Genomic DNA, 16,827 nt, shown 5'->3' on the forward strand with positions numbered 1-16,827 from the left:
CTCAGGGGGTGCAAGCCAGTTAGGCAGCCAGCTTCTTGGCCTTCTCGAAGGCTTCGTCGATGGTACCAACCATGTAGAAAGCCTGTTCGGGCAGGTGGTCGGCTTCGCCGTTCACGATCATCTTGAAGCCACGGATGGTTTCAGACAGGGGAACGTACTTGCCGGGAGCGCCGGTGAACACTTCAGCCACGTGGAAAGGCTGAGACAGGAAACGCTGGATCTTACGAGCACGAGCCACGGTCAGCTTGTCTTCGGGAGCCAGTTCGTCCATGCCCAGAATCGCGATGATGTCGCGCAGTTCCTTGTAGCGCTGCAGCGTACCCTGCACTTGGCGAGCCACCTTGTAGTGCTCTTCGCCAACCACTTGGGGGTCCAGCTGACGGCTGGTGGAGTCCAGAGGATCCACAGCGGGGTAGATACCCAGCGAAGCGATGTCACGGGACAGCACCACGGTGGAGTCCAAGTGAGCAAAAGTGGTGGCGGGCGAGGGGTCGGTCAAGTCATCCGCTGGCACGTAAACGGCCTGGATGGAAGTGATCGAGCCAACCTTGGTGGAGGTAATACGCTCTTGCAGCTTGCCCATTTCTTCAGCCAGGGTAGGCTGGTAGCCCACGGCGGAAGGCATACGGCCCAGCAGAGCGGACACTTCGGTACCGGCCAGTGTGTAGCGGTAGATGTTGTCCACGAAGAACAGCACGTCCTTGCCTTCGTCACGGAACGACTCAGCCATGGTCAGGCCGGTCAGCGCCACGCGCAGACGGTTTCCTGGGGGCTCGTTCATCTGACCGTAAACCATGGCAACCTTGGACTCGCCCAGGTTCTCTTGGTTCACAACGCCAGCGTCGGACATTTCGTGATAGAAGTCGTTACCTTCACGGGTACGCTCACCCACACCAGCGAACACCGACAGACCGCTGTGGGCCTTGGCGATGTTGTTGATGAGTTCCATCATGTTCACGGTCTTGCCCACACCGGCACCACCGAACAGGCCCACCTTGCCGCCCTTGGCGAAGGGGCAGACCAAGTCGATCACCTTGATACCGGTTTCCAGCAGTTCCTGCGAAGGCGACAGTTCGTCGTAAGCAGGAGCCTTGCGGTGGATGGCAGCGGTCAGGGTCTGGTCCACGGGACCACGTTCGTCGATGGGGTTACCCAGCACGTCCATGATGCGGCCCAGGGTAGCCTTACCCACGGGAACGGTGATGGGGTTGCCGGTGTTGGTGACCATCAGGCCACGCTTCAGACCGTCCGAAGAACCCAGGGCAATGGTACGCACCACGCCGTCGCCCAGCTGCTGCTGAACTTCCAGGGTCAGGGCCGAGCCTTCCAGCTTCAAGGCGTCATACACCTTGGGCACCTGGCCGTGGGCAAACTCCACGTCCACCACGGCGCCGATACATTGAACAATCTTGCCTTGTACTTGAGCCATTTTTTGCTCCAATCTGTTTGTTCGTTAAAGCCGTTTACACAGCGGCTGCGCCTGCCACGATTTCCGACAACTCGGTCGTAATCGCTGCCTGACGCGTCTTGTTGTAGACCAGCTTCAACTCGCTGATGACGTTGCCGGCGTTGTCGGTAGCGGCCTTCATGGCCACCATGCGCGCCGATTGCTCGGACGCCATGTTTTCCGCAACTGCCTGGTACACGAGGGACTCCACGTAACGAACCAGCAGTTCGTCGATGACGCTTTGAGCGTCAGGTTCGTAGATGTATTCCCACGATGCACCCGTCTTCTCGGCTTGCAATTTTTCGGACGACAGGGGGAGCAGTTGCTCCACCACCGACTCCTGCTTCATGGTGTTGATGAACTTGGTGTACGCCAGGTACACCGCGCTCAGCTTGCCTTCAGCATATTGGTCCAGCAACACCTTGACAGGCCCGATGAGCTTGTCGAGGTGAGGCGTGTCGCCCAAGCCTGTAGCGTGAGAGACCACCTTGGCACCGACACGGTTCAGGAAACCCAGTCCCTTGCCGCCAATGGCCACTGCATCTGTCGCAACACCCGCATCCTGCAGTTCGCGCAACTTGTTGGTGACGACACGCAACACGTTGGTGTTCATGCCGCCGCACAAACCCTTATCGGTCGTCACCACGATGACGCCGACCTTCTTGGCATCGTTCACTTGCATGAACGGATGCACATATTCAGGGTTAGCTTCGCCAAGATGGGCTGCAATGTTGCGGATTTTTTCGCTATATGGACGGGCAGCCAGCATCCGGTCCTGCGCCTTGCGCATTTTGGATGCAGCCACCATTTCCATGGCTTTGGTGATCTTCTTGGTGTTTTCCACCGATTTGATCTTGCCGCGTATTTCCTTACCTGCTGCCATGATGACTCCTCGCCGGTATTAAGCGAAGGACTTCTTGAATGCAGTAATGGCTGCAGTCAGTTCAGCTTCGTCCTTGCCTTCCTTGTCGAAAGCACGCTTTTCGTTCAGACGGTCGAGCAGAGCGCCGTGGCTGGTCTTCAGGAACTGGTGCAGACCAGATTCGAAGGGCAGCACTTGCTTGACTTCGATGTCGTCCATGAAGCCCTTGTTCACTGCGAACAGCGAAGAAGCCATCAGAGCGGTCGACAGAGGAGAGTACTGAGCCTGCTTGAGCAGTTCGGTCACGCGGGCACCGCGGTCCAGCTGCTTGCGGGTTGCATCGTCCAGGTCGGAAGCGAACTGCGCAAAGGCAGCCAGTTCACGGTACTGAGCCAGGTCGGTACGGATACCGCCGGACAGGCCCTTCACAACCTTGGTCTGAGCGGAACCACCCACGCGGGACACCGAAATACCGGCGTTGATAGCGGGACGGATACCGGCGTTGAACAGGCTGGTTTCCAGGAAGATCTGGCCGTCGGTAATCGAAATCACGTTCGTGGGAACGAAAGCGGACACGTCGCCAGCTTGTGTTTCGATGATAGGCAGAGCGGTCAGAGAACCGGTCTTGCCCTTGACTTCACCCTTGGTGAAGGCTTCGACGTAGTCGGCGTTCACGCGAGCGGCACGCTCCAGCAGACGGCTGTGGAGATAGAACACGTCGCCGGGGAAAGCTTCACGTCCGGGAGGACGGCGCAGCAGCAGCGAAACTTGACGGTAGGCCACGGCTTGCTTGGACAGGTCGTCATAAACGATCAGAGCGTCTTCGCCGCGGTCGCGGAAGTATTCGCCCATGGTGCAGCCAGCGTAGGCCGACACGTACTGCATGGCAGCAGATTCAGAGGCGGTGGCAGCCACGACGATGGTGTAGTCCATCGCGCCGGCTTGTTCCAGAGAGCGCACCACGTTCTTGATCGAAGAAGCCTTCTGACCAATAGCCACGTAGATACAGATAACGCCCTGGCCCTTCTGGTTGATGATGGCGTCGATAGCGACAGCCGTCTTACCAGTCTGACGGTCACCAATGATCAGTTCACGCTGACCACGGCCCACGGGAACCATGGAGTCGATGGACTTGATACCGGTCTGCAGGGGCTGATCCACGGATTGACGTGCGATCACGCCAGGAGCGACCTTCTCGATCACGTCCGTCATCTTGGCGTTGATGGGGCCCTTGCCGTCGATAGGCTGACCCAGGGCGTTCACCACGCGGCCGACCAGCTCGGGACCCACGGGCACTTCCAGGATACGGCCGGTGCACTTGACGGTGTTGCCTTCTGCGATGTGCTCGTAAGCACCCAGAATCACGGCGCCCACGGAGTCGCGCTCCAGGTTCAGAGCCAGACCGTAAGTGGGTTGACCGTCGGCGCCTGCTGGGAATTCCAGCATTTCGCCAGCCATCACGTCCGACAGGCCGTGCACGCGCACGATACCGTCAGTCACCGACACCACGGTGCCTTGGTTACGGACGTCAGTGCTAGCAGCCAGCCCTTCGATGCGGCTCTTGATCAGTTCAGAAATTTCTGCGGGATTGAGTTGCATGACTCTTTCCTTCTTTCTTGTGTGTTAGCCGAGACCTCAAGCGCATTACGCGGTGAGGGCCGCTTTCATTTGTTCCAGACGGGCCTTGACGGAGGTGTCCAGCACCTCGTCGCCCACCACGACGCGAACGCCACCGATCAGCGATTCATCGAGCTTCACGGTGAGATTCAGCTTGCGGCCAAAGCGCTTTTCCAGCGTGGCGCCAAGCTCGGCCAGCGCTGCATCCTCAATCGGGAAAGCGCTGTACACCACGGCATCCGAAGAGCCGCTCTTGCTGTTCACGAGGCTGCGGAACTGGGCTGCCACTTCAGGCAGCACGTCCAGACGGCCGTTTTCGAGGACCACACGCAGGAAGTTGCGTGCGGACTCGGGCAATGCCGACTTGGCCACACCCGTGATGAGATCGAACACTTGCGCGTCGCTCACGTTCGGGTTGTCGGCCAGTTGGCGCAATTGCGGATTGGCGGCAATCGCCGCCAATTCCTCCACCCAAGCGACAGTGCTGTTCAAGTCTGCAGCCTTGTCGGCGCAGGCTTTGAACAATGCTTCGGCGTAAGGGCGGGCAATGGTGGCGAGTTCTGCCATTTTTTGCTTTCCTTACAGCTCTGTCTTCAGGCGGTTCAGCAGATCAGCGTGGATACCGGCATTGACTTCCTTCTTCAGGATCTGCTCGGCACCCTTGACGGCCAGCGCTGCCACTTGCTCACGCAGGGCTTCACGGGCAGCAATGGCTTGCTGGTCAGCTTCAGCGCGGGCAGCAGCAACAATCTTGTTGCCTTCTTCTGTCGCGCGGGCCTTGGCTTCTTCAATGATGGCCTGGGCGCGGCGTTCGGCGTCCGCAAGCCGCGAAGCTGTTTCGTTGCGCGTCTGGGCCAATTCCTGTTCGACACGCTTGTTGACAGCGGTCAGTTCGGTCTTGGCCTTGTCGGCAGCAGCGAGGCCATCGGCGATTTTCTGGGCTCGCTCATCCAGTGCCTTCGCAATCGGGGGCCACACGAGTTTCATCGTGAACAGCACCAGGATCAGGAAAACAATGGCCTGAACGAACAGGGTCGCGTTGATACTCACGGCAACACCTTTCTATTTAGGGCGTTGATCGGAGCTTAGGCCACCAGTTGGAAGGGGTTGGCGAAAGCGAACAGCAGGGCGATAGCAACACCGATCAGGAAGGCGGCGTCGATCAGACCAGCCAAGATGAACATCTTGGTTTGCAGTTCGTTGATCAGCTCAGGCTGACGTGCCGAAGATTCCAGGAACTTGCCACCCATCAGGGCGATACCGATCGAAGCGCCGATAGCGCCCAGACCAACAATCAGACCACAAGCCAGAGCGACGAGACCGAGAACGTTTTCCATGATGACTCCTAGGGATTAAAGGAAAGAAAGGTTGAAGAGGGAAAGGTCAGTGAGCTTCATGTGCCTGGCCGAGGTAAATCAGCGTCAGCATCATGAAAATGAAGGCCTGCAGGGTAATCACCAGGATGTGGAAGATTGCCCAGATAGAGCCTGCAATGATGTGCCCCACGGGGAGCAACACACCAGAGAGCGACATAGCCGCCGCACCACCCATCAGGGCAATCAGCATGAACACCAACTCACCAGCGTACATGTTGCCGAACAGTCGCATGCCATGCGACACGGTCTTGGCAACGTATTCAATCACCTGCATCAGCAGGTTCACCACGCCCAGGATCAGGGCGAAGACGGGATTCTTGGAAGTGCCGAACGGTGCAGTCACCAGTTCATGCGCCCAGCCGCCCATGCCCTTGATCTTCACGCTGTAGAACAGGCACAGGACCAGCACGGCGAAGGACAGGCCCAGCGTGGTGGACAGGTCGGCGGTGGGCACAACACGCAGGTAGGCGTGTTCGTCGGCGGTAGCGCCTTGCCACAGATAGGGCAGCAGATCCACGGGCAGCATGTCCATGGCGTTCATCAGGAAGATCCAGACGAAGACGGTCAGTGCCAGAGGAGCGATGAATTTGCGCGATTGGGCGTTGTGGATATTGGCCTTGGCCTGGTTGTCCACCATCTCGACCAGGATTTCCACGGCGGCCTGGAAGCGGCCGGGCACGCCGGAAGTCGCCTTGCGGGCAGCCAGCCAGAGCACGAAGATGCCGAGCAGACCCAGAACGCCAGCCACCACGATCGAGTCGTAGTTGATGACTGAGAAATCAATGACGGACTTCTGCTTGATGTTTTGCAGGTGTTGCAAGTGGTGAACGATGTATTCACTTGCAGTTGGGGCGTGCGCATCAGCGGCCATCGTCAACTCTCTTCTTAAGCTTCAGTTTTTCGGACACTGGATCGCACCAGCAGTGCAACCCAATACGTTTTCATCACAACAATCAAACCGGCCAGCAACGCCAGCCAACTGAGATCGGGAACCAGCTTTGGCGCAGCCGCCAACATCGCGATGCACAGCACCAGCTTCACCAGTTCCCAACCGAAAATCCCCGCCATGGCCGCCCCGGCACCTCCCGGCCGTTGACGAACCACACCTCTTGCAAACAGCGCTGCGGGCAACACGACCGCCAGCGCTCCATACGCCGCCGACCAGCCTGCGGCTGCTCGCCCCGTCATCAACCACGACAGCAAAGCCACGATAACGCCGACCAGCGTCTGAACGATGACGATGCGCCAGACAGAAACCTGCGGAAAGCGCGAACGCCATGCAGAGGCTTCTTGTGCAGTCAGGGGCTTGAAGTCTTCGACTTCGTCCTCATCCTGAAAATCAGCGGGCATGTTTGTCATGTTTTCTTTCACACCGCTGACCAGGCAAGACTTTTTTACAAAGCCTCTGATTATAAGTAAAAACCCCCGTCGTTAGATAGGGGTTGATACTGTCATGCGCAAAACGTCTTTGACAAGACCTGAGGGTTGTCGCTGAGTGACAACATCTGCCACCCTCAGCTTTGGTGCGGCGCGAGTGTGCCCTAATTGAAATACCTGATTACCCTGAATTGTCTGCCGCCTGCCAGGGGCTTTGCCGGTTGGCGGGCCTCGCCAAGCCATGGATTAGGCCCACGTGCGCAGGGCTGCCCGGCGTGGCGCACAATCTTTCCTACTCATTGACCGGCTGTTTCACCAACGGCAATTTTTCATTCCAGCCAAGGACTCTTCATGAGCGACACGCCCAACCCATCTGCCGCCAACGAGAACGGCCAGCAAGAAGACCCGCGCAAGGATTCGCTGATCGAGTATCCGAGCCAGTTCCCCATCAAGGTGATGGGCGTCAAGAATGAGCATCTGGTGCATGAAATCACCAAGATCGCCGAAAAATTCGACCCCAGCTTTGACGCCAGCACGGTGGAGCTGCGCCCCAGCTCTGGCGGCAACTACCTGGGCGTGACCATCACCATCACGGCCACCAGTCGCGAGCAACTGGACGATACCTACCGCGCACTGACCTCTCACCCCCTGGTGAAGGTCGTGCTGTGAGCCATAACCCGATTGCTTCCGCCTTGCAGCCCCCCGAAGCCATGGACCTGCGCTTTCTGGGGCGCACCGGCTATGAAGCAACCGTGGTCGCGATGCAGGAGTTCACGCGCACACGCAACTCGGCTACACGTGACGAAGTATGGGTATGCGAGCACTCACCCCACTTCACTCAGGGGCTGGCCGGCAAAATTGAAAATGTTCTGAACCCCGGCGATATTCCCGTGGTGGCAACCAATCGCGGCGGCCAGGTGACCTATCACGGCCCCGGTCAGGTGGTGGCCTATCCGCTGCTGGATCTGCAGCGCATGGGCTACTTCGTCAAAGAGTATGTGTACCGGCTGGAAGATGCGGTGATCCGCACGCTGGATCATTTCGGCGTCACCGGCCACCGCGTGGCAGGCGCCCCCGGCATCTATGTGCGCCTGGACGATCCGCGCAGCCATGCCATGCTGGAGCAGCGTCCGCAACATCGCGAACCGGGCAGCCCGGCGCCCGAGCCGCATTTCGAGGGCCTGGGCAAGATTGCCGCCCTGGGTATCAAGGTCAGCCGCCACAGCACCTACCACGGAGTGGCCCTCAATGTCGATATGGATTTGGAACCTTATTTGCGAATCAACCCTTGCGGATACGCAGGGCTGAGAACGGTGGACCTTTCTACAATCGGCGTACAGACAACCTGGGACGAGGCCGCATCCGTGCTGGGCCGCCAGCTGAAGGCGCGTCTCTCACCCTGAAGGCAAGATCATGAGCACCAATGAAGTCGTGCGCGAAGCGCAGTCCGCCGAAAACTACAACCCGCTGGCCAAGCAGAAGGCTGCTGCCAAGCTGGCACGCATCCCCGTGAAGGTGGAGCAGGCCGAAGTCCTCAAAAAGCCGGAATGGATCCGCGTCAAGGCCGGCAGCCCCAGCACGCGCTTCTACGAGATCAAGGACATTCTGCGCAAGAACAATCTGCACACGGTCTGCGAGGAAGCCAGTTGCCCGAATATCGGCGAGTGCTTTGGCAAGGGCACGGCCACCTTCATGATCATGGGCGACAAGTGCACGCGCCGCTGCCCCTTCTGCGACGTGGGCCATGGCCGCCCCGATCCGCTGGACGTGAACGAGCCGCTGAATCTGGCACGCACCATTGCCGCGCTGCGCCTGAAGTACGTGGTGATCACCAGCGTGGACCGCGACGACCTGCGCGACGGCGGCTCGGGCCACTTCGTGGAATGCATCAAGAACATCCGCGAGCTCTCGCCCGAGACGCAGATCGAGATCCTGGTGCCCGACTTCCGCGGCCGTGACGACCGCGCGCTGGAAATCCTCAAGTCGGCCCCCCCCGATGTGATGAACCACAATCTGGAAACCGCACCACGCCTGTACAAAGAGGCGCGCCCCGGCTCCGACTACCAGTTCAGCCTGAACCTGCTCAAGAAGTTCAAGGAGCTGCACCCCGATGTGCCGACCAAGAGCGGCATCATGGTGGGCCTGGGCGAGACGGACGAGGAAATCCTGCAGGTGATGCGCGATATGCGTGCCCACAACATCGACATGCTGACCATCGGCCAGTATCTGGCGCCCACCAACAGCCACCTGCCCGTGCGCCGTTATGTGCACCCCGACACCTTCAAGATGTTCGAGCAAGAGGCCTACAAGATGGGCTTCACCCACGCCGCCGTCGGCGCCATGGTGCGCTCCAGCTACCACGCCGACCAGCAGGCACATGCCGCAGGCGTCTGAGCACCGAAGACAGCACTCACAAAAGCAGCCCCTGTGGCTGCTTTTTTCATGCCCGGATGCAATGAGCAGTGCTGCACGCCCCAGTATTTTCCAAAAAAATAAAGCTCCTGAATAAGGAGCTTGATGCGCTTTTCTGGTAAAGCTTACATAGTCAATTCATAGCAGAATCGTTGCATATCATGCGCTAAAAGCTATGAATTTTGAATAAATTACTGTTTGCATCGAAAAAACGCCTGGCTAACCGGCAAACCGCTGGCTGGCAAAAACGACTGCAGGCTGAACAGGCCCGACGAGTCGCCCCACGATGAAACTGAGCAATGCAGCACTTGATACCCCACCAGAGTCCTGCGCTGCAAGCTGGGATGAATAGTAACATCAAATGAGAATCAATATCAATTAATTTTCGTTTCCCACAAAAAGAATTCTCCAAACACCTGTTTCGCAGCCATTTCGCAACCGTTGGCACCTGCAGCCACGGTGCAGGCGGGTTTCAGCAACACTGCAGCACCAACCGCGCCCGGTCAAAGCGACGTGCGCGCAGATCGTCGCGGCGCATCCACAGATAGAGCTGGCCTGCATCGCCCCAGCCCATGCCGCCTTTTTCATCGCTGCCGATCTGCAGCAGCAAAAGCCACTGCGTTGCGGTATCGCGTACGGCCCGCGTGGCCTCGTCCGCGTAGGCATCGCCATTACCGCAGTAATGCCCCGCTGCCACCAACGCGCATTCGGTCTGCATATCACCCTGAACAGGCGTGGGCCAGCCGCCGATGCGATGGCAACCGCTATCCTCTCCACCGCTGCTGGCAGCGTTTTGTGCGTCATCGAACCACCATTCGACAAAGCGGTCACGCTGCTCTTCGTCAAGCGCCAGGCCCTGCGAACCCCACTGAGCGCTCTCCAGAGGCAAGGCCGTGACGCAGGCATGCAGTTCGCAGGCCATAGGAGCGAGCTGACAGTGATCGGGCAGCTCTAGCAGCGCCGGCGGCTGCGGGCGCCGCTCGAGCTCGGCATCGCCCTCGGAGAAGATCAGCTTCAGCGCACAGGCATCGGCAGGATCGAAACCCCAGGGCTGCTCCATCAGGTCGTAGAAGACGGACAGCAGTCCAGACTCGGGGAAATCCGCATCCAGAGTCCCGGCGGAGCGAGCTTCGGCGAAGTTGATCTGCGCCACAAAGCTCAGCGGAAAAGTGCTTTCAAGCCTTGCGACGTGCTGCAAGGCCTCTTTGCGAAATAGCTGGACTTGCTCCGGCCTGGCCCATCGCCAACGACTGTCGGGAGCAAGGCTGTTTTCGCGATGGGGCTTCACCCGCTGCTCATGGTCCGGATAGCGTCCTCGCTCGGGCCAGAGCACACCGGCTGGCAGGTCGGGACAGCCGCCAAGTTTGGTGCTGCCGGACGCAATCTCCGCTTCATCCTTCACCGCAGTGGTCTGCAGCCACACGGCTGGCCTGGCTTGCGCAGCCAGTTGCTGCGCAAGCGCTGCATCTTCCAGCACCGGCTCGAGCGCACGGGCGATTTCCTGCGAATGTGCGTAATTCATCCATCCCTTTTCTGCCGGCCTCGAGGTCGTTCCCTGGGTTCTTCAGGGCGCCAGCATCTGCGCCGGGCATTCGCTGCCCAGCACCTCGGTGGCCCAGGGAGCAAGCTTGCTGGAGTCCGCACGCAGCACCTCCTGCTTGACGGCCAGAATCTGCGCGGGGTGCATGGAAAAACTGCGCAGCCCCAGGCCCAAAAGCAGCCGGGTCATGCTCAGATCACCGGCCATTTCGCCGCAAACGCTGACTTCCTTGCCTGCGGCATTGGCCGCTGCGATGACCTCCGCCACCAGGCGCAACACCGCCGGATGCATGGGGTCATAGAGATGGGCCACGGTTTCGTCGGCACGGTCGATGGCCAGCGTGTACTGGATCAGGTCGTTGGTGCCTATGGACAGAAAGTCGAAATATTGGAGAAAGCTGCGCACCGTCAGGGCGGCCGCCGGAATCTCGATCATGGCGCCCAGCTTGACCGGGCCGTAGGCGACGCCGCGCACATCGAGCTCATGCTGCGCCTGGCGCAACTGGGCCAGGGTCTGCTCGATCTCGCTGCGATGGGCCAGCATGGGAAACAGCAGCTTGATCTGCCCGTGCGCCGCCGCGCGCAGAACGGCGCGCAGCTGGGTGCGGAACATCACGGGGTCGGCCAGACTCCAGCGTATGGCGCGCAGGCCCAGCGCGGGGTTGAGGTAGTAGTCCTTGGGCTGTGCCTTGTCCAGCGGCTTGTCGGCCCCCACATCCAGCGTGCGGATGGTGACCGGCATGCCTTGCATGCCGTCTATGGCCTCGCGATAGGCACGGTACTGCTCTTCCTCGCCTGGCAGATTGCCGCTGCGCCCCATGAACAGAAACTCGGTACGGAACAGCCCCACCCCGACTGCGCCAGCACGCACGGCAGCAGCCCCGTCGCTGGGCTGCTCGATATTGGCCAGCAACTCCACCTTCTGCCCATCCATGGTGAGGGACGGCGTGTAGCGCAGACGGGTCAGGCGCTCGCGCTCCAGTTCGGTCTGGCGCTGGCGAAAGCTGTACTCCGCCAGGATGATGGGCGTGGGGTCCACGATGACCACGCCCTCGTTGCCGTCGATGATGACCCAGTCATCCTGGCGAATCAGCTGGCTTGCGGCCCGCGCGCCAACCACGGCCGGAATGTCCATGCTGCGTGCGACGATGGCCGTGTGGCTGGTCTTGCCGCCCACGGCCGTGATGAAGCCCGCAAAGACCTTGCTCTTGAACTGCAGCATGTCCGCTGGCGACAGGTCTTGTGCCACCAGCACCAGCGGGGTTTCCGTGGTGACGTCGAGAGGCAGCTGCTGTCCATCGGTTGCAGGTGCAGCGCCCGTCGGAGACAACGGTGGAGCAACCTGCGCAAGCGGACTGGCCGCGCCCTTCATGTGGCGCAGAATGCGCTCCACTACCTGCTCCAGATCGGCCTTGCGCTCGCGCAGGTACTCGTCGTCCATCTCGTCGAACTGGCGCGAGACGATTTCCAGCTGCGTGGTCAGCGCCCATTCGGCGTTATACAGACGCTCCGAGATCCAGTTGCGGATGGCCTCGGCCAGCGCCTGGTCCTGCAGCAGCATCAGATGCACATCGAGCAGCGCATCAAGCTCGCCAGGTGCATCCTTGGGCATTTCCTCCTGAAGCCGGCGCAGCTCATCAATCACCGCATTGCGTGCCGTGCGGGCACGCTGGATCTCCGACTCCACCTGATCGGGCCGGATGAAGTAGTGCACCACCTCCATGCGACTGGAGGCCACAACGACCGCGCGCCCGATGGCAACCCCCCGTGAGACGGCCAGGCCGTGGATGGCAAATGTCATGGCGAATGCCCTTTCGCGAATTTCGCGATTGCTTTTTGCTTGCTTCTTGCTCTTGTTTTTGCAGCAGTCAGCGCCAACTATCGCTGCACTACAGCATCAAAACCGCTCTACTTCATTAACAGCAAGACCCTGCCTGCTATCAAAAGAGCTAACCGTCCAACTGCCACCTGCACGCGGTCAAGCCGCGGCACAGGCGAGGCAGCCTTTACTGGCCTTCGCCAAACTTGTCATTGATCAGGGCCACCAGCGCATCCGTGGCTTCCTGCTCCTGCACGCCATCGGTTTCCAGCTCCAGCTCGGAGCCTATGCCCGCCGCCAGCATCATCACGCCCATGATGCTCTTGGCATTGACGCGGCGCTCGCCCTTGGTCAGCCAGACCTCGCAGGGGAAGCTGCCGGCGAGCTTGGTGAGCTTGGCCGATGCACGGGCATGCAGGCCCAATTTATTGCTGATGGTGATATTGGTCTTGATCATTGGAAGGTCGTGCGCTTTGATTTTGTCGGGAACTGCCGGCTACCTGCATCACCCCCTGGCTGCCGCCCACCATGGCCCGCGAAACCAGGGCATCCAGCGGCTCATGCCGATAGCCTATGGAGCGCAAAAGCATGGGCAGGTTCACGCCCGCCACCAGCCTGGCCTGCAACAGGCCCGTGAGACGCTGGGCCACATTGCATGGGGTGGCGCCAAACAGATCGGTCAGCACCAGGGTCGGTGCATCCAGACCGCCATGCGCCACCAGCATGGCCAGGGCGCGCTCCAGCGTGGCCTCGGGCGCCTCTTCGGAAGGCACGTCCAGGGCCAGCAAGTCGTCAGCGCTATCGGCAAACACATGCAGGGCGCATTCGCGCAATGCAGCGGCCAGAGGAGCGTGAGTGAGCAAAAGAATGCGCGTGGTCATGTAGTCACAGTTCTTGAAAGCAAATTATGGCCTGTTGCCGCCATCAACAAGGGCAATGAGGTGGATGAAGCACAAAGCTCATGATCTGGATGGGCCTTATTGCAATTGCAGACCCGAAAAAAACATCTCGGCCTCGGCAGACCTGAGCTTGTCGGCATAGATCACTGCGTGATAGACCCTGGCGCCACTGCCCTCCAGGCGAGCAAACCACAGACCATGCCCCACCACTTTCTGCCCCCGGGGACCGAGCCCCTCGAAGGTCATGCGCAAGGACTGCGGCAGGTTCAACGTGCCCTTGGGCACCCACAGGCCATCGCCCCTGGCATCGAGCCTTGCGGCAGCACCGTCTGCCGACTTCAGCTGCGCCAGCACTGCCTGCTGCCAGAACGTCAGTGCCTCGGCAGCACGTGCAGGCTCGGCCACGGCGAAATGCGACACCGCATAGGTCGCGCCCTGGGCCTCGCAGCCCACGACCGACAGCTGTACCTGACCCAGCCCCAGCTCTATCGGCCGGGTGGCTGTTTGCGCATCGCAGGGCAAGAGTGCTTGCAGCGGCGCATCCTTGAGCTGGGTGGTACGCCAGTTCAGCGCCGGGCTGCAGGCTGCCAGCAGCAGCGCGCAACCGGCAAGCAAGTTCACCGCCCAGAGTCCTGTTTTCTTCATGGCCCATTATCGGCAGCGGCACGGGCCCGACCTGTCACACAAGCCTAGGGTTGACCCGTGGGTCAAGCAGTAGAACTGAACTTTCAGCGGGTTTGACACACCAACCCACAGATCAGCAAGATGCTGAAGATTTGTGCACAATCAAACTCTATGGCAAGCAAACATTGGATCGCAGGCATTGTGGCGGCCGCCGTCATCGGCGTCGGGGCCTGGGTGTATTCGGGTGCAGGGCAGACCGCGGCTCCGCAATCCACATTTGTGCTGCTGGACGGCAGCCAGAAAACCACCGCCGACCTCAAGGGCAAGGTGACGCTGGTGAACTTCTGGGCCACCAGCTGCACCACCTGCGTGGCAGAGATGCCCGAGATCATCAGCACCTACCAGAAGTACCAGGGCAAGGGCTTTGACACCCTGGCCGTGGCCATGAGCTACGACCCGCCCAGCTATGTCGTGAACTTTGTCGAATCGCGCAAGCTGCCCTTCCAGGTCGCGCTGGACAACACCGGCAGCGTGGCCAAGGCCTGGGGCGATGTGCAACTCACCCCCACCACCTTCATCGTCAACAAGCGCGGCGAGATCGTGAAAAGCTATATCGGCGCGCCTGACTTTGAGCAACTGCACAAGCTGATCGAGAAGCTGCTGGCAGAACCAGCTGCAGCTTGATAAAAACCAGAGCTGACAGCGCTTGATAGCAGGCAACTTCAATATCAAAAGCGCCTAAAACACAGAAATAGCAAGCGACAGCAGCTCACAAAAAAAAACCGACCAATGGTCGGTTTTTTCATGCCTGGAGCATCAAGCAAGGGCCGCTCCGCAGCGAAGATGCTGTCCCCCTGGGGGGAAGCCGCGCAGCGGCTCAGGGGGCTACTTATTCCGGAAGCTGTCGTGGCAGCTCTTGCAGCTATTGGCGGCCGGGCCGAAAGCCGTCTTGAGATTGTCCAGATTGCCGGTCTTGGCGGCAGCATTGAGCTTGACGACTTCTGCTTCCATCTTGCCCGACAGATCATGGAACTTGGCCTGCTCCTTCCACACCTCGGGCTTGGCCTTGCCGCCTTCGGTGCCGGCGCCGAAGCCGGCCCAGGGCAGCTTGGACATGAAGGCCACAATTTCCGCACTTTCCTGCGCGCTCTTGGCATCGAAGGGCATCTTGCCATTCGCCATGGCGCCCAGACGGCTGAAATGCGTGCCCAGCACGCTCAAGGCGCTCTGGCGGTATTTGATGGCATCTTCAGCCTTGGCGAACTGTGCCGAGGCAGGCAGGGCCACGGTGGCAACCACAGCAGCGAATGCCAGAGTGGAAAAAGCTTTCATCGGGGTATCCTTTCTTGGTTCTACAGCCTGCCGCAGGCGGCTGCCTGTCCAGTATGGCAGAGGAACATGAAAGCACGCACGGCCCCTTCCGGACTTGGCTTTCGACGCCATGCAGGCACAATGCCGGTGTCGATTCGCGATGAACAAGCCATGACAAACCCTATTCGACCTGCCGCAGCAGGGCCACACAAGGTACGCATCTGGGATCTGCCCACCCGGCTGTTTCACTGGCTGCTGGCAATCTGCATCGTGGCCCTGGTGGTCACCGCCAAGATGGGCGGCAATGCCATGAACTGGCATCTGCTGCTGGGACAGGTCGTGCTGGCCTTGCTGATCTTTCGCATTCTCTGGGGCCTGGTCGGCGGGTACTGGTCGCGCTTTGGCAGCTTCATCCCTTCTGCGGCGGCCATGAGGCGTTATCTCAGTGGCGCGTCGACCACGCAGGACCGCGCAGGCCACAACCCGCTGGGCTCGCTGTCGGTCATCGCGATGCTAATCGTTCTGATAGCGCAGATAGCAAGCGGGCTGATGAGCGATGATGAAATTGCCTTCAGCGGACCGTTGACGCGTTTTGTGTCCGGCGAGCTGATCTCCAAGGCAACCAACTACCACGCCCACTGGGGCCAGTACCTGATTTACGCACTGGTCGCACTGCATCTGCTGGCCCTCATCGGCTACAGCCTCAAGGGCGACAAACTGGTCCCGGCCATGGTCACGGGCGACAAATTGCTGGAGGAACCCGTTGCTGCGAGCCGCGACACCGCCAGCACCCGGGTTCTGGCCGCATTGCTGGCCGTGGTGGCAAGCGCTCTCTCCTGGTGGGTCCATCAACTGGGCCAGAGCGCTGCTTTCTGAGTTCTGACGCTGCAGGCAGCTGCTTTAACCATGTAAAGCACTTGCCGCTACACTGGGCCTTCTTTCATCATTGCCTAGTTGCCGTGGACAAGCCTGCCGTGGACTTGCTGACGCCCAGCCTGGAGGAAATGGATGCTGTGCGCCAGATCTTTCAGGAGTATGCGGACAGCCTGAACATCGACCTGGAATTTCAAGGATTCGAATCCGAACTCGCCGCCCTCCCTGGCGAATATGCTGCGCCTCGTGGGCAGATTCTGCTGGCTCGCGTGGATGGCAGCATTGCGGGCTGCTGCGCACTGCGTCCTCTGGACGACTCGGACTACCCCAATGCCGCCGAGATGAAGCGCCTGTTCGTGCGCAAGGCTTTTCGTGGCTTCGGCCTGGGGCGTCAACTGGCCGAAGCCATGCTCGACATAGCCCGCCAGGCAGGCTATGACCATGTGCTGCTCGACACACTGGACGACATGGAGTCTGCCCGCGCACTGTATGTGGACCTGGGCTTCGAGCCCATCGAACCCTACTATCACAATCCGCTTCCAGGCGCGCACTACCTCAAGGCGAATCTGTTCTGAACCTCTGATGCGAAAAAGGCATTGCCAGTTTGGCAATGCCTTTTTTCTGTGGCGCCAAGCCGCCTTGCGGCGAGAGCGTCATTCCCGCGCGCAGCA

The 16,827-nt window shown here is 60.0% G+C and carries 20 protein-coding genes; 6 read left to right on the top strand and 14 right to left on the bottom strand.

The window, feature by feature from the left end; translation table 11 throughout:
* Positions 1-19: 19 nt before the first annotated feature.
* From atpD to AAIL67_RS14795, 8 genes are read right to left on the bottom strand one after another with little or no spacing between them, the layout of a single operon-like run.
* Positions 20-1,429, bottom strand: a complete 1,410-nt coding sequence (gene atpD / locus AAIL67_RS14760; protein ID WP_003065399.1) for a F0F1 ATP synthase subunit beta — start codon at positions 1,427-1,429, stop codon at positions 20-22.
* Positions 1,430-1,463: 34 nt separating this feature from the next.
* The gene (gene atpG, locus AAIL67_RS14765; protein WP_003065400.1) at positions 1,464-2,330 is read right to left on the bottom strand and encodes a F0F1 ATP synthase subunit gamma; all 867 of its coding nucleotides are present in this window, start codon (positions 2,328-2,330) and stop codon (positions 1,464-1,466) included.
* An 18-nt stretch (positions 2,331-2,348) separates the two neighbouring features.
* Entirely contained in the window at positions 2,349-3,908 is a 1,560-nt protein-coding gene (gene atpA, locus AAIL67_RS14770) for a F0F1 ATP synthase subunit alpha (protein WP_034359061.1), read from the bottom strand.
* Between the two features lie 45 nt (positions 3,909-3,953).
* Entirely contained in the window at positions 3,954-4,493 is a 540-nt protein-coding gene (locus AAIL67_RS14775; RefSeq protein ID WP_003065404.1) for a F0F1 ATP synthase subunit delta, read from the bottom strand.
* Positions 4,494-4,505: 12 nt separating this feature from the next.
* On the bottom strand, positions 4,506-4,976 hold the full coding sequence (locus AAIL67_RS14780) for a F0F1 ATP synthase subunit B (RefSeq protein WP_003065405.1): 471 nt from the start codon (positions 4,974-4,976) through the stop codon (positions 4,506-4,508).
* 35 nt (positions 4,977-5,011) lie between these two features.
* The gene (gene atpE / locus AAIL67_RS14785; protein WP_003059376.1) at positions 5,012-5,263 is read right to left on the bottom strand and encodes a F0F1 ATP synthase subunit C; all 252 of its coding nucleotides are present in this window, start codon (positions 5,261-5,263) and stop codon (positions 5,012-5,014) included.
* 46 nt (positions 5,264-5,309) lie between these two features.
* Positions 5,310-6,173, bottom strand: a complete 864-nt coding sequence (atpB, locus tag AAIL67_RS14790; protein WP_003065408.1) for a F0F1 ATP synthase subunit A — start codon at positions 6,171-6,173, stop codon at positions 5,310-5,312.
* Between the two features lie 14 nt (positions 6,174-6,187).
* A complete protein-coding gene (locus tag AAIL67_RS14795; RefSeq protein ID WP_003065409.1) occupies positions 6,188-6,652 on the bottom strand; it encodes an ATP synthase subunit I in 465 nt (154 codons plus the stop codon).
* A gap of 378 nt (positions 6,653-7,030) precedes the next feature.
* Between AAIL67_RS14795 and AAIL67_RS14800 the strand changes: the two genes are divergently transcribed.
* From AAIL67_RS14800 to lipA, 3 genes are read left to right on the top strand one after another with little or no spacing between them, the layout of a single operon-like run.
* The gene (locus AAIL67_RS14800; protein WP_003065410.1) at positions 7,031-7,348 is read left to right on the top strand and encodes a DUF493 family protein; all 318 of its coding nucleotides are present in this window, start codon (positions 7,031-7,033) and stop codon (positions 7,346-7,348) included.
* 41 nt (positions 7,349-7,389) lie between these two features.
* Entirely contained in the window at positions 7,390-8,082 is a 693-nt protein-coding gene (gene lipB, locus AAIL67_RS14805; protein ID WP_034359058.1) for a lipoyl(octanoyl) transferase LipB, read from the top strand.
* Positions 8,083-8,092: 10 nt separating this feature from the next.
* Positions 8,093-9,073: a lipoyl synthase gene (gene lipA / locus AAIL67_RS14810; RefSeq protein ID WP_003059385.1), complete on the top strand. Its 981-nt coding sequence runs from the start codon at positions 8,093-8,095 to the stop codon at positions 9,071-9,073.
* Between the two features lie 490 nt (positions 9,074-9,563).
* Here the strand turns inward: lipA and AAIL67_RS14815 are convergent, their stop codons facing one another.
* The 5 genes from AAIL67_RS14815 to AAIL67_RS14835 form a co-directional block, all read right to left on the bottom strand.
* Positions 9,564-10,613 carry a YwqG family protein gene (locus tag AAIL67_RS14815; RefSeq protein WP_343484293.1) on the bottom strand — a complete coding sequence of 350 codons (1,050 nt, stop codon included), beginning with the start codon at positions 10,611-10,613 and terminating at the stop codon, positions 9,564-9,566.
* 42 nt (positions 10,614-10,655) lie between these two features.
* The gene (gene ptsP / locus AAIL67_RS14820) at positions 10,656-12,431 is read right to left on the bottom strand and encodes a phosphoenolpyruvate--protein phosphotransferase (protein ID WP_034359054.1); all 1,776 of its coding nucleotides are present in this window, start codon (positions 12,429-12,431) and stop codon (positions 10,656-10,658) included.
* Positions 12,432-12,636: 205 nt separating this feature from the next.
* Positions 12,637-12,906: an HPr family phosphocarrier protein gene (locus AAIL67_RS14825; RefSeq protein ID WP_034407599.1), complete on the bottom strand. Its 270-nt coding sequence runs from the start codon at positions 12,904-12,906 to the stop codon at positions 12,637-12,639.
* Positions 12,875-13,330 (bottom strand): PTS fructose transporter subunit IIA, encoded by a 456-nt coding sequence (locus AAIL67_RS14830; protein WP_034359049.1) that lies wholly within the window; start codon positions 13,328-13,330, stop codon positions 12,875-12,877. Before AAIL67_RS14830 ends, AAIL67_RS14825 begins: the two co-directional genes overlap by 32 nt.
* A 96-nt stretch (positions 13,331-13,426) precedes the next feature.
* Positions 13,427-13,993 (bottom strand): hypothetical protein, encoded by a 567-nt coding sequence (locus tag AAIL67_RS14835; RefSeq protein WP_343484294.1) that lies wholly within the window; start codon positions 13,991-13,993, stop codon positions 13,427-13,429.
* 150 nt (positions 13,994-14,143) lie between these two features.
* On the opposite strand from AAIL67_RS14835, the gene AAIL67_RS14840 reads away from it, so the two are divergent.
* Complete coding sequence (locus AAIL67_RS14840; RefSeq protein WP_034359045.1) at positions 14,144-14,656, top strand: TlpA disulfide reductase family protein; 513 nt, start codon at positions 14,144-14,146, stop codon at positions 14,654-14,656.
* A 201-nt stretch (positions 14,657-14,857) separates the two neighbouring features.
* Here the strand turns inward: AAIL67_RS14840 and AAIL67_RS14845 are convergent, their stop codons facing one another.
* A complete protein-coding gene (locus tag AAIL67_RS14845) occupies positions 14,858-15,304 on the bottom strand; it encodes a cytochrome c (RefSeq protein ID WP_034359043.1) in 447 nt (148 codons plus the stop codon).
* Between the two features lie 150 nt (positions 15,305-15,454).
* Between AAIL67_RS14845 and AAIL67_RS14850 the strand changes: the two genes are divergently transcribed.
* Both AAIL67_RS14850 and AAIL67_RS14855 read left to right on the top strand, forming a co-directional pair.
* Complete coding sequence (locus AAIL67_RS14850; protein WP_063665410.1) at positions 15,455-16,159, top strand: DUF4017 family protein; 705 nt, start codon at positions 15,455-15,457, stop codon at positions 16,157-16,159.
* 83 nt (positions 16,160-16,242) lie between these two features.
* On the top strand, positions 16,243-16,731 hold the full coding sequence (locus AAIL67_RS14855; protein WP_063665406.1) for a GNAT family N-acetyltransferase: 489 nt from the start codon (positions 16,243-16,245) through the stop codon (positions 16,729-16,731).
* Positions 16,732-16,827 lie beyond the last annotated feature (96 nt).

The sequence above is a fragment of the Comamonas sp. A7-5 genome, from assembly GCF_039581385.1.
Lineage (GTDB): Bacteria > Pseudomonadota > Gammaproteobacteria > Burkholderiales > Burkholderiaceae_C > Comamonas > Comamonas thiooxydans.

What these genes read in the sequence shown, in the direction of transcription:
- atpD (WP_003065399.1), bottom strand. Translation starts at nt 1,429, where the DNA reads ATGGCTCAAGTACAAGGCAAGATTGTTCAATGTATCGGCGCCGTGGTG.
- atpG (WP_003065400.1), bottom strand. Translation starts at nt 2,330, where the DNA reads ATGGCAGCAGGTAAGGAAATACGCGGCAAGATCAAATCGGTGGAAAAC.
- atpA (WP_034359061.1), bottom strand. Translation starts at nt 3,908, where the DNA reads ATGCAACTCAATCCCGCAGAAATTTCTGAACTGATCAAGAGCCGCATC.
- AAIL67_RS14775 (WP_003065404.1), bottom strand. Translation starts at nt 4,493, where the DNA reads ATGGCAGAACTCGCCACCATTGCCCGCCCTTACGCCGAAGCATTGTTC.
- atpE (WP_003059376.1), bottom strand. Translation starts at nt 5,263, where the DNA reads ATGGAAAACGTTCTCGGTCTCGTCGCTCTGGCTTGTGGTCTGATTGTT.
- atpB (WP_003065408.1), bottom strand. Translation starts at nt 6,173, where the DNA reads ATGGCCGCTGATGCGCACGCCCCAACTGCAAGTGAATACATCGTTCAC.
- AAIL67_RS14795 (WP_003065409.1), bottom strand. Translation starts at nt 6,652, where the DNA reads ATGCCCGCTGATTTTCAGGATGAGGACGAAGTCGAAGACTTCAAGCCC.
- AAIL67_RS14800 (WP_003065410.1), top strand. Translation starts at nt 7,031, where the DNA reads ATGAGCGACACGCCCAACCCATCTGCCGCCAACGAGAACGGCCAGCAA.
- lipB (WP_034359058.1), top strand. Translation starts at nt 7,390, where the DNA reads ATGGACCTGCGCTTTCTGGGGCGCACCGGCTATGAAGCAACCGTGGTC.
- lipA (WP_003059385.1), top strand. Translation starts at nt 8,093, where the DNA reads ATGAGCACCAATGAAGTCGTGCGCGAAGCGCAGTCCGCCGAAAACTAC.
- AAIL67_RS14815 (WP_343484293.1), bottom strand. Translation starts at nt 10,613, where the DNA reads ATGAATTACGCACATTCGCAGGAAATCGCCCGTGCGCTCGAGCCGGTG.
- ptsP (WP_034359054.1), bottom strand. Translation starts at nt 12,431, where the DNA reads ATGACATTTGCCATCCACGGCCTGGCCGTCTCACGGGGGGTTGCCATC.
- AAIL67_RS14825 (WP_034407599.1), bottom strand. Translation starts at nt 12,906, where the DNA reads ATGATCAAGACCAATATCACCATCAGCAATAAATTGGGCCTGCATGCC.
- AAIL67_RS14830 (WP_034359049.1), bottom strand. Translation starts at nt 13,330, where the DNA reads ATGACCACGCGCATTCTTTTGCTCACTCACGCTCCTCTGGCCGCTGCA.
- AAIL67_RS14835 (WP_343484294.1), bottom strand. Translation starts at nt 13,993, where the DNA reads ATGAAGAAAACAGGACTCTGGGCGGTGAACTTGCTTGCCGGTTGCGCG.
- AAIL67_RS14840 (WP_034359045.1), top strand. Translation starts at nt 14,144, where the DNA reads ATGGCAAGCAAACATTGGATCGCAGGCATTGTGGCGGCCGCCGTCATC.
- AAIL67_RS14845 (WP_034359043.1), bottom strand. Translation starts at nt 15,304, where the DNA reads ATGAAAGCTTTTTCCACTCTGGCATTCGCTGCTGTGGTTGCCACCGTG.
- AAIL67_RS14850 (WP_063665410.1), top strand. Translation starts at nt 15,455, where the DNA reads ATGACAAACCCTATTCGACCTGCCGCAGCAGGGCCACACAAGGTACGC.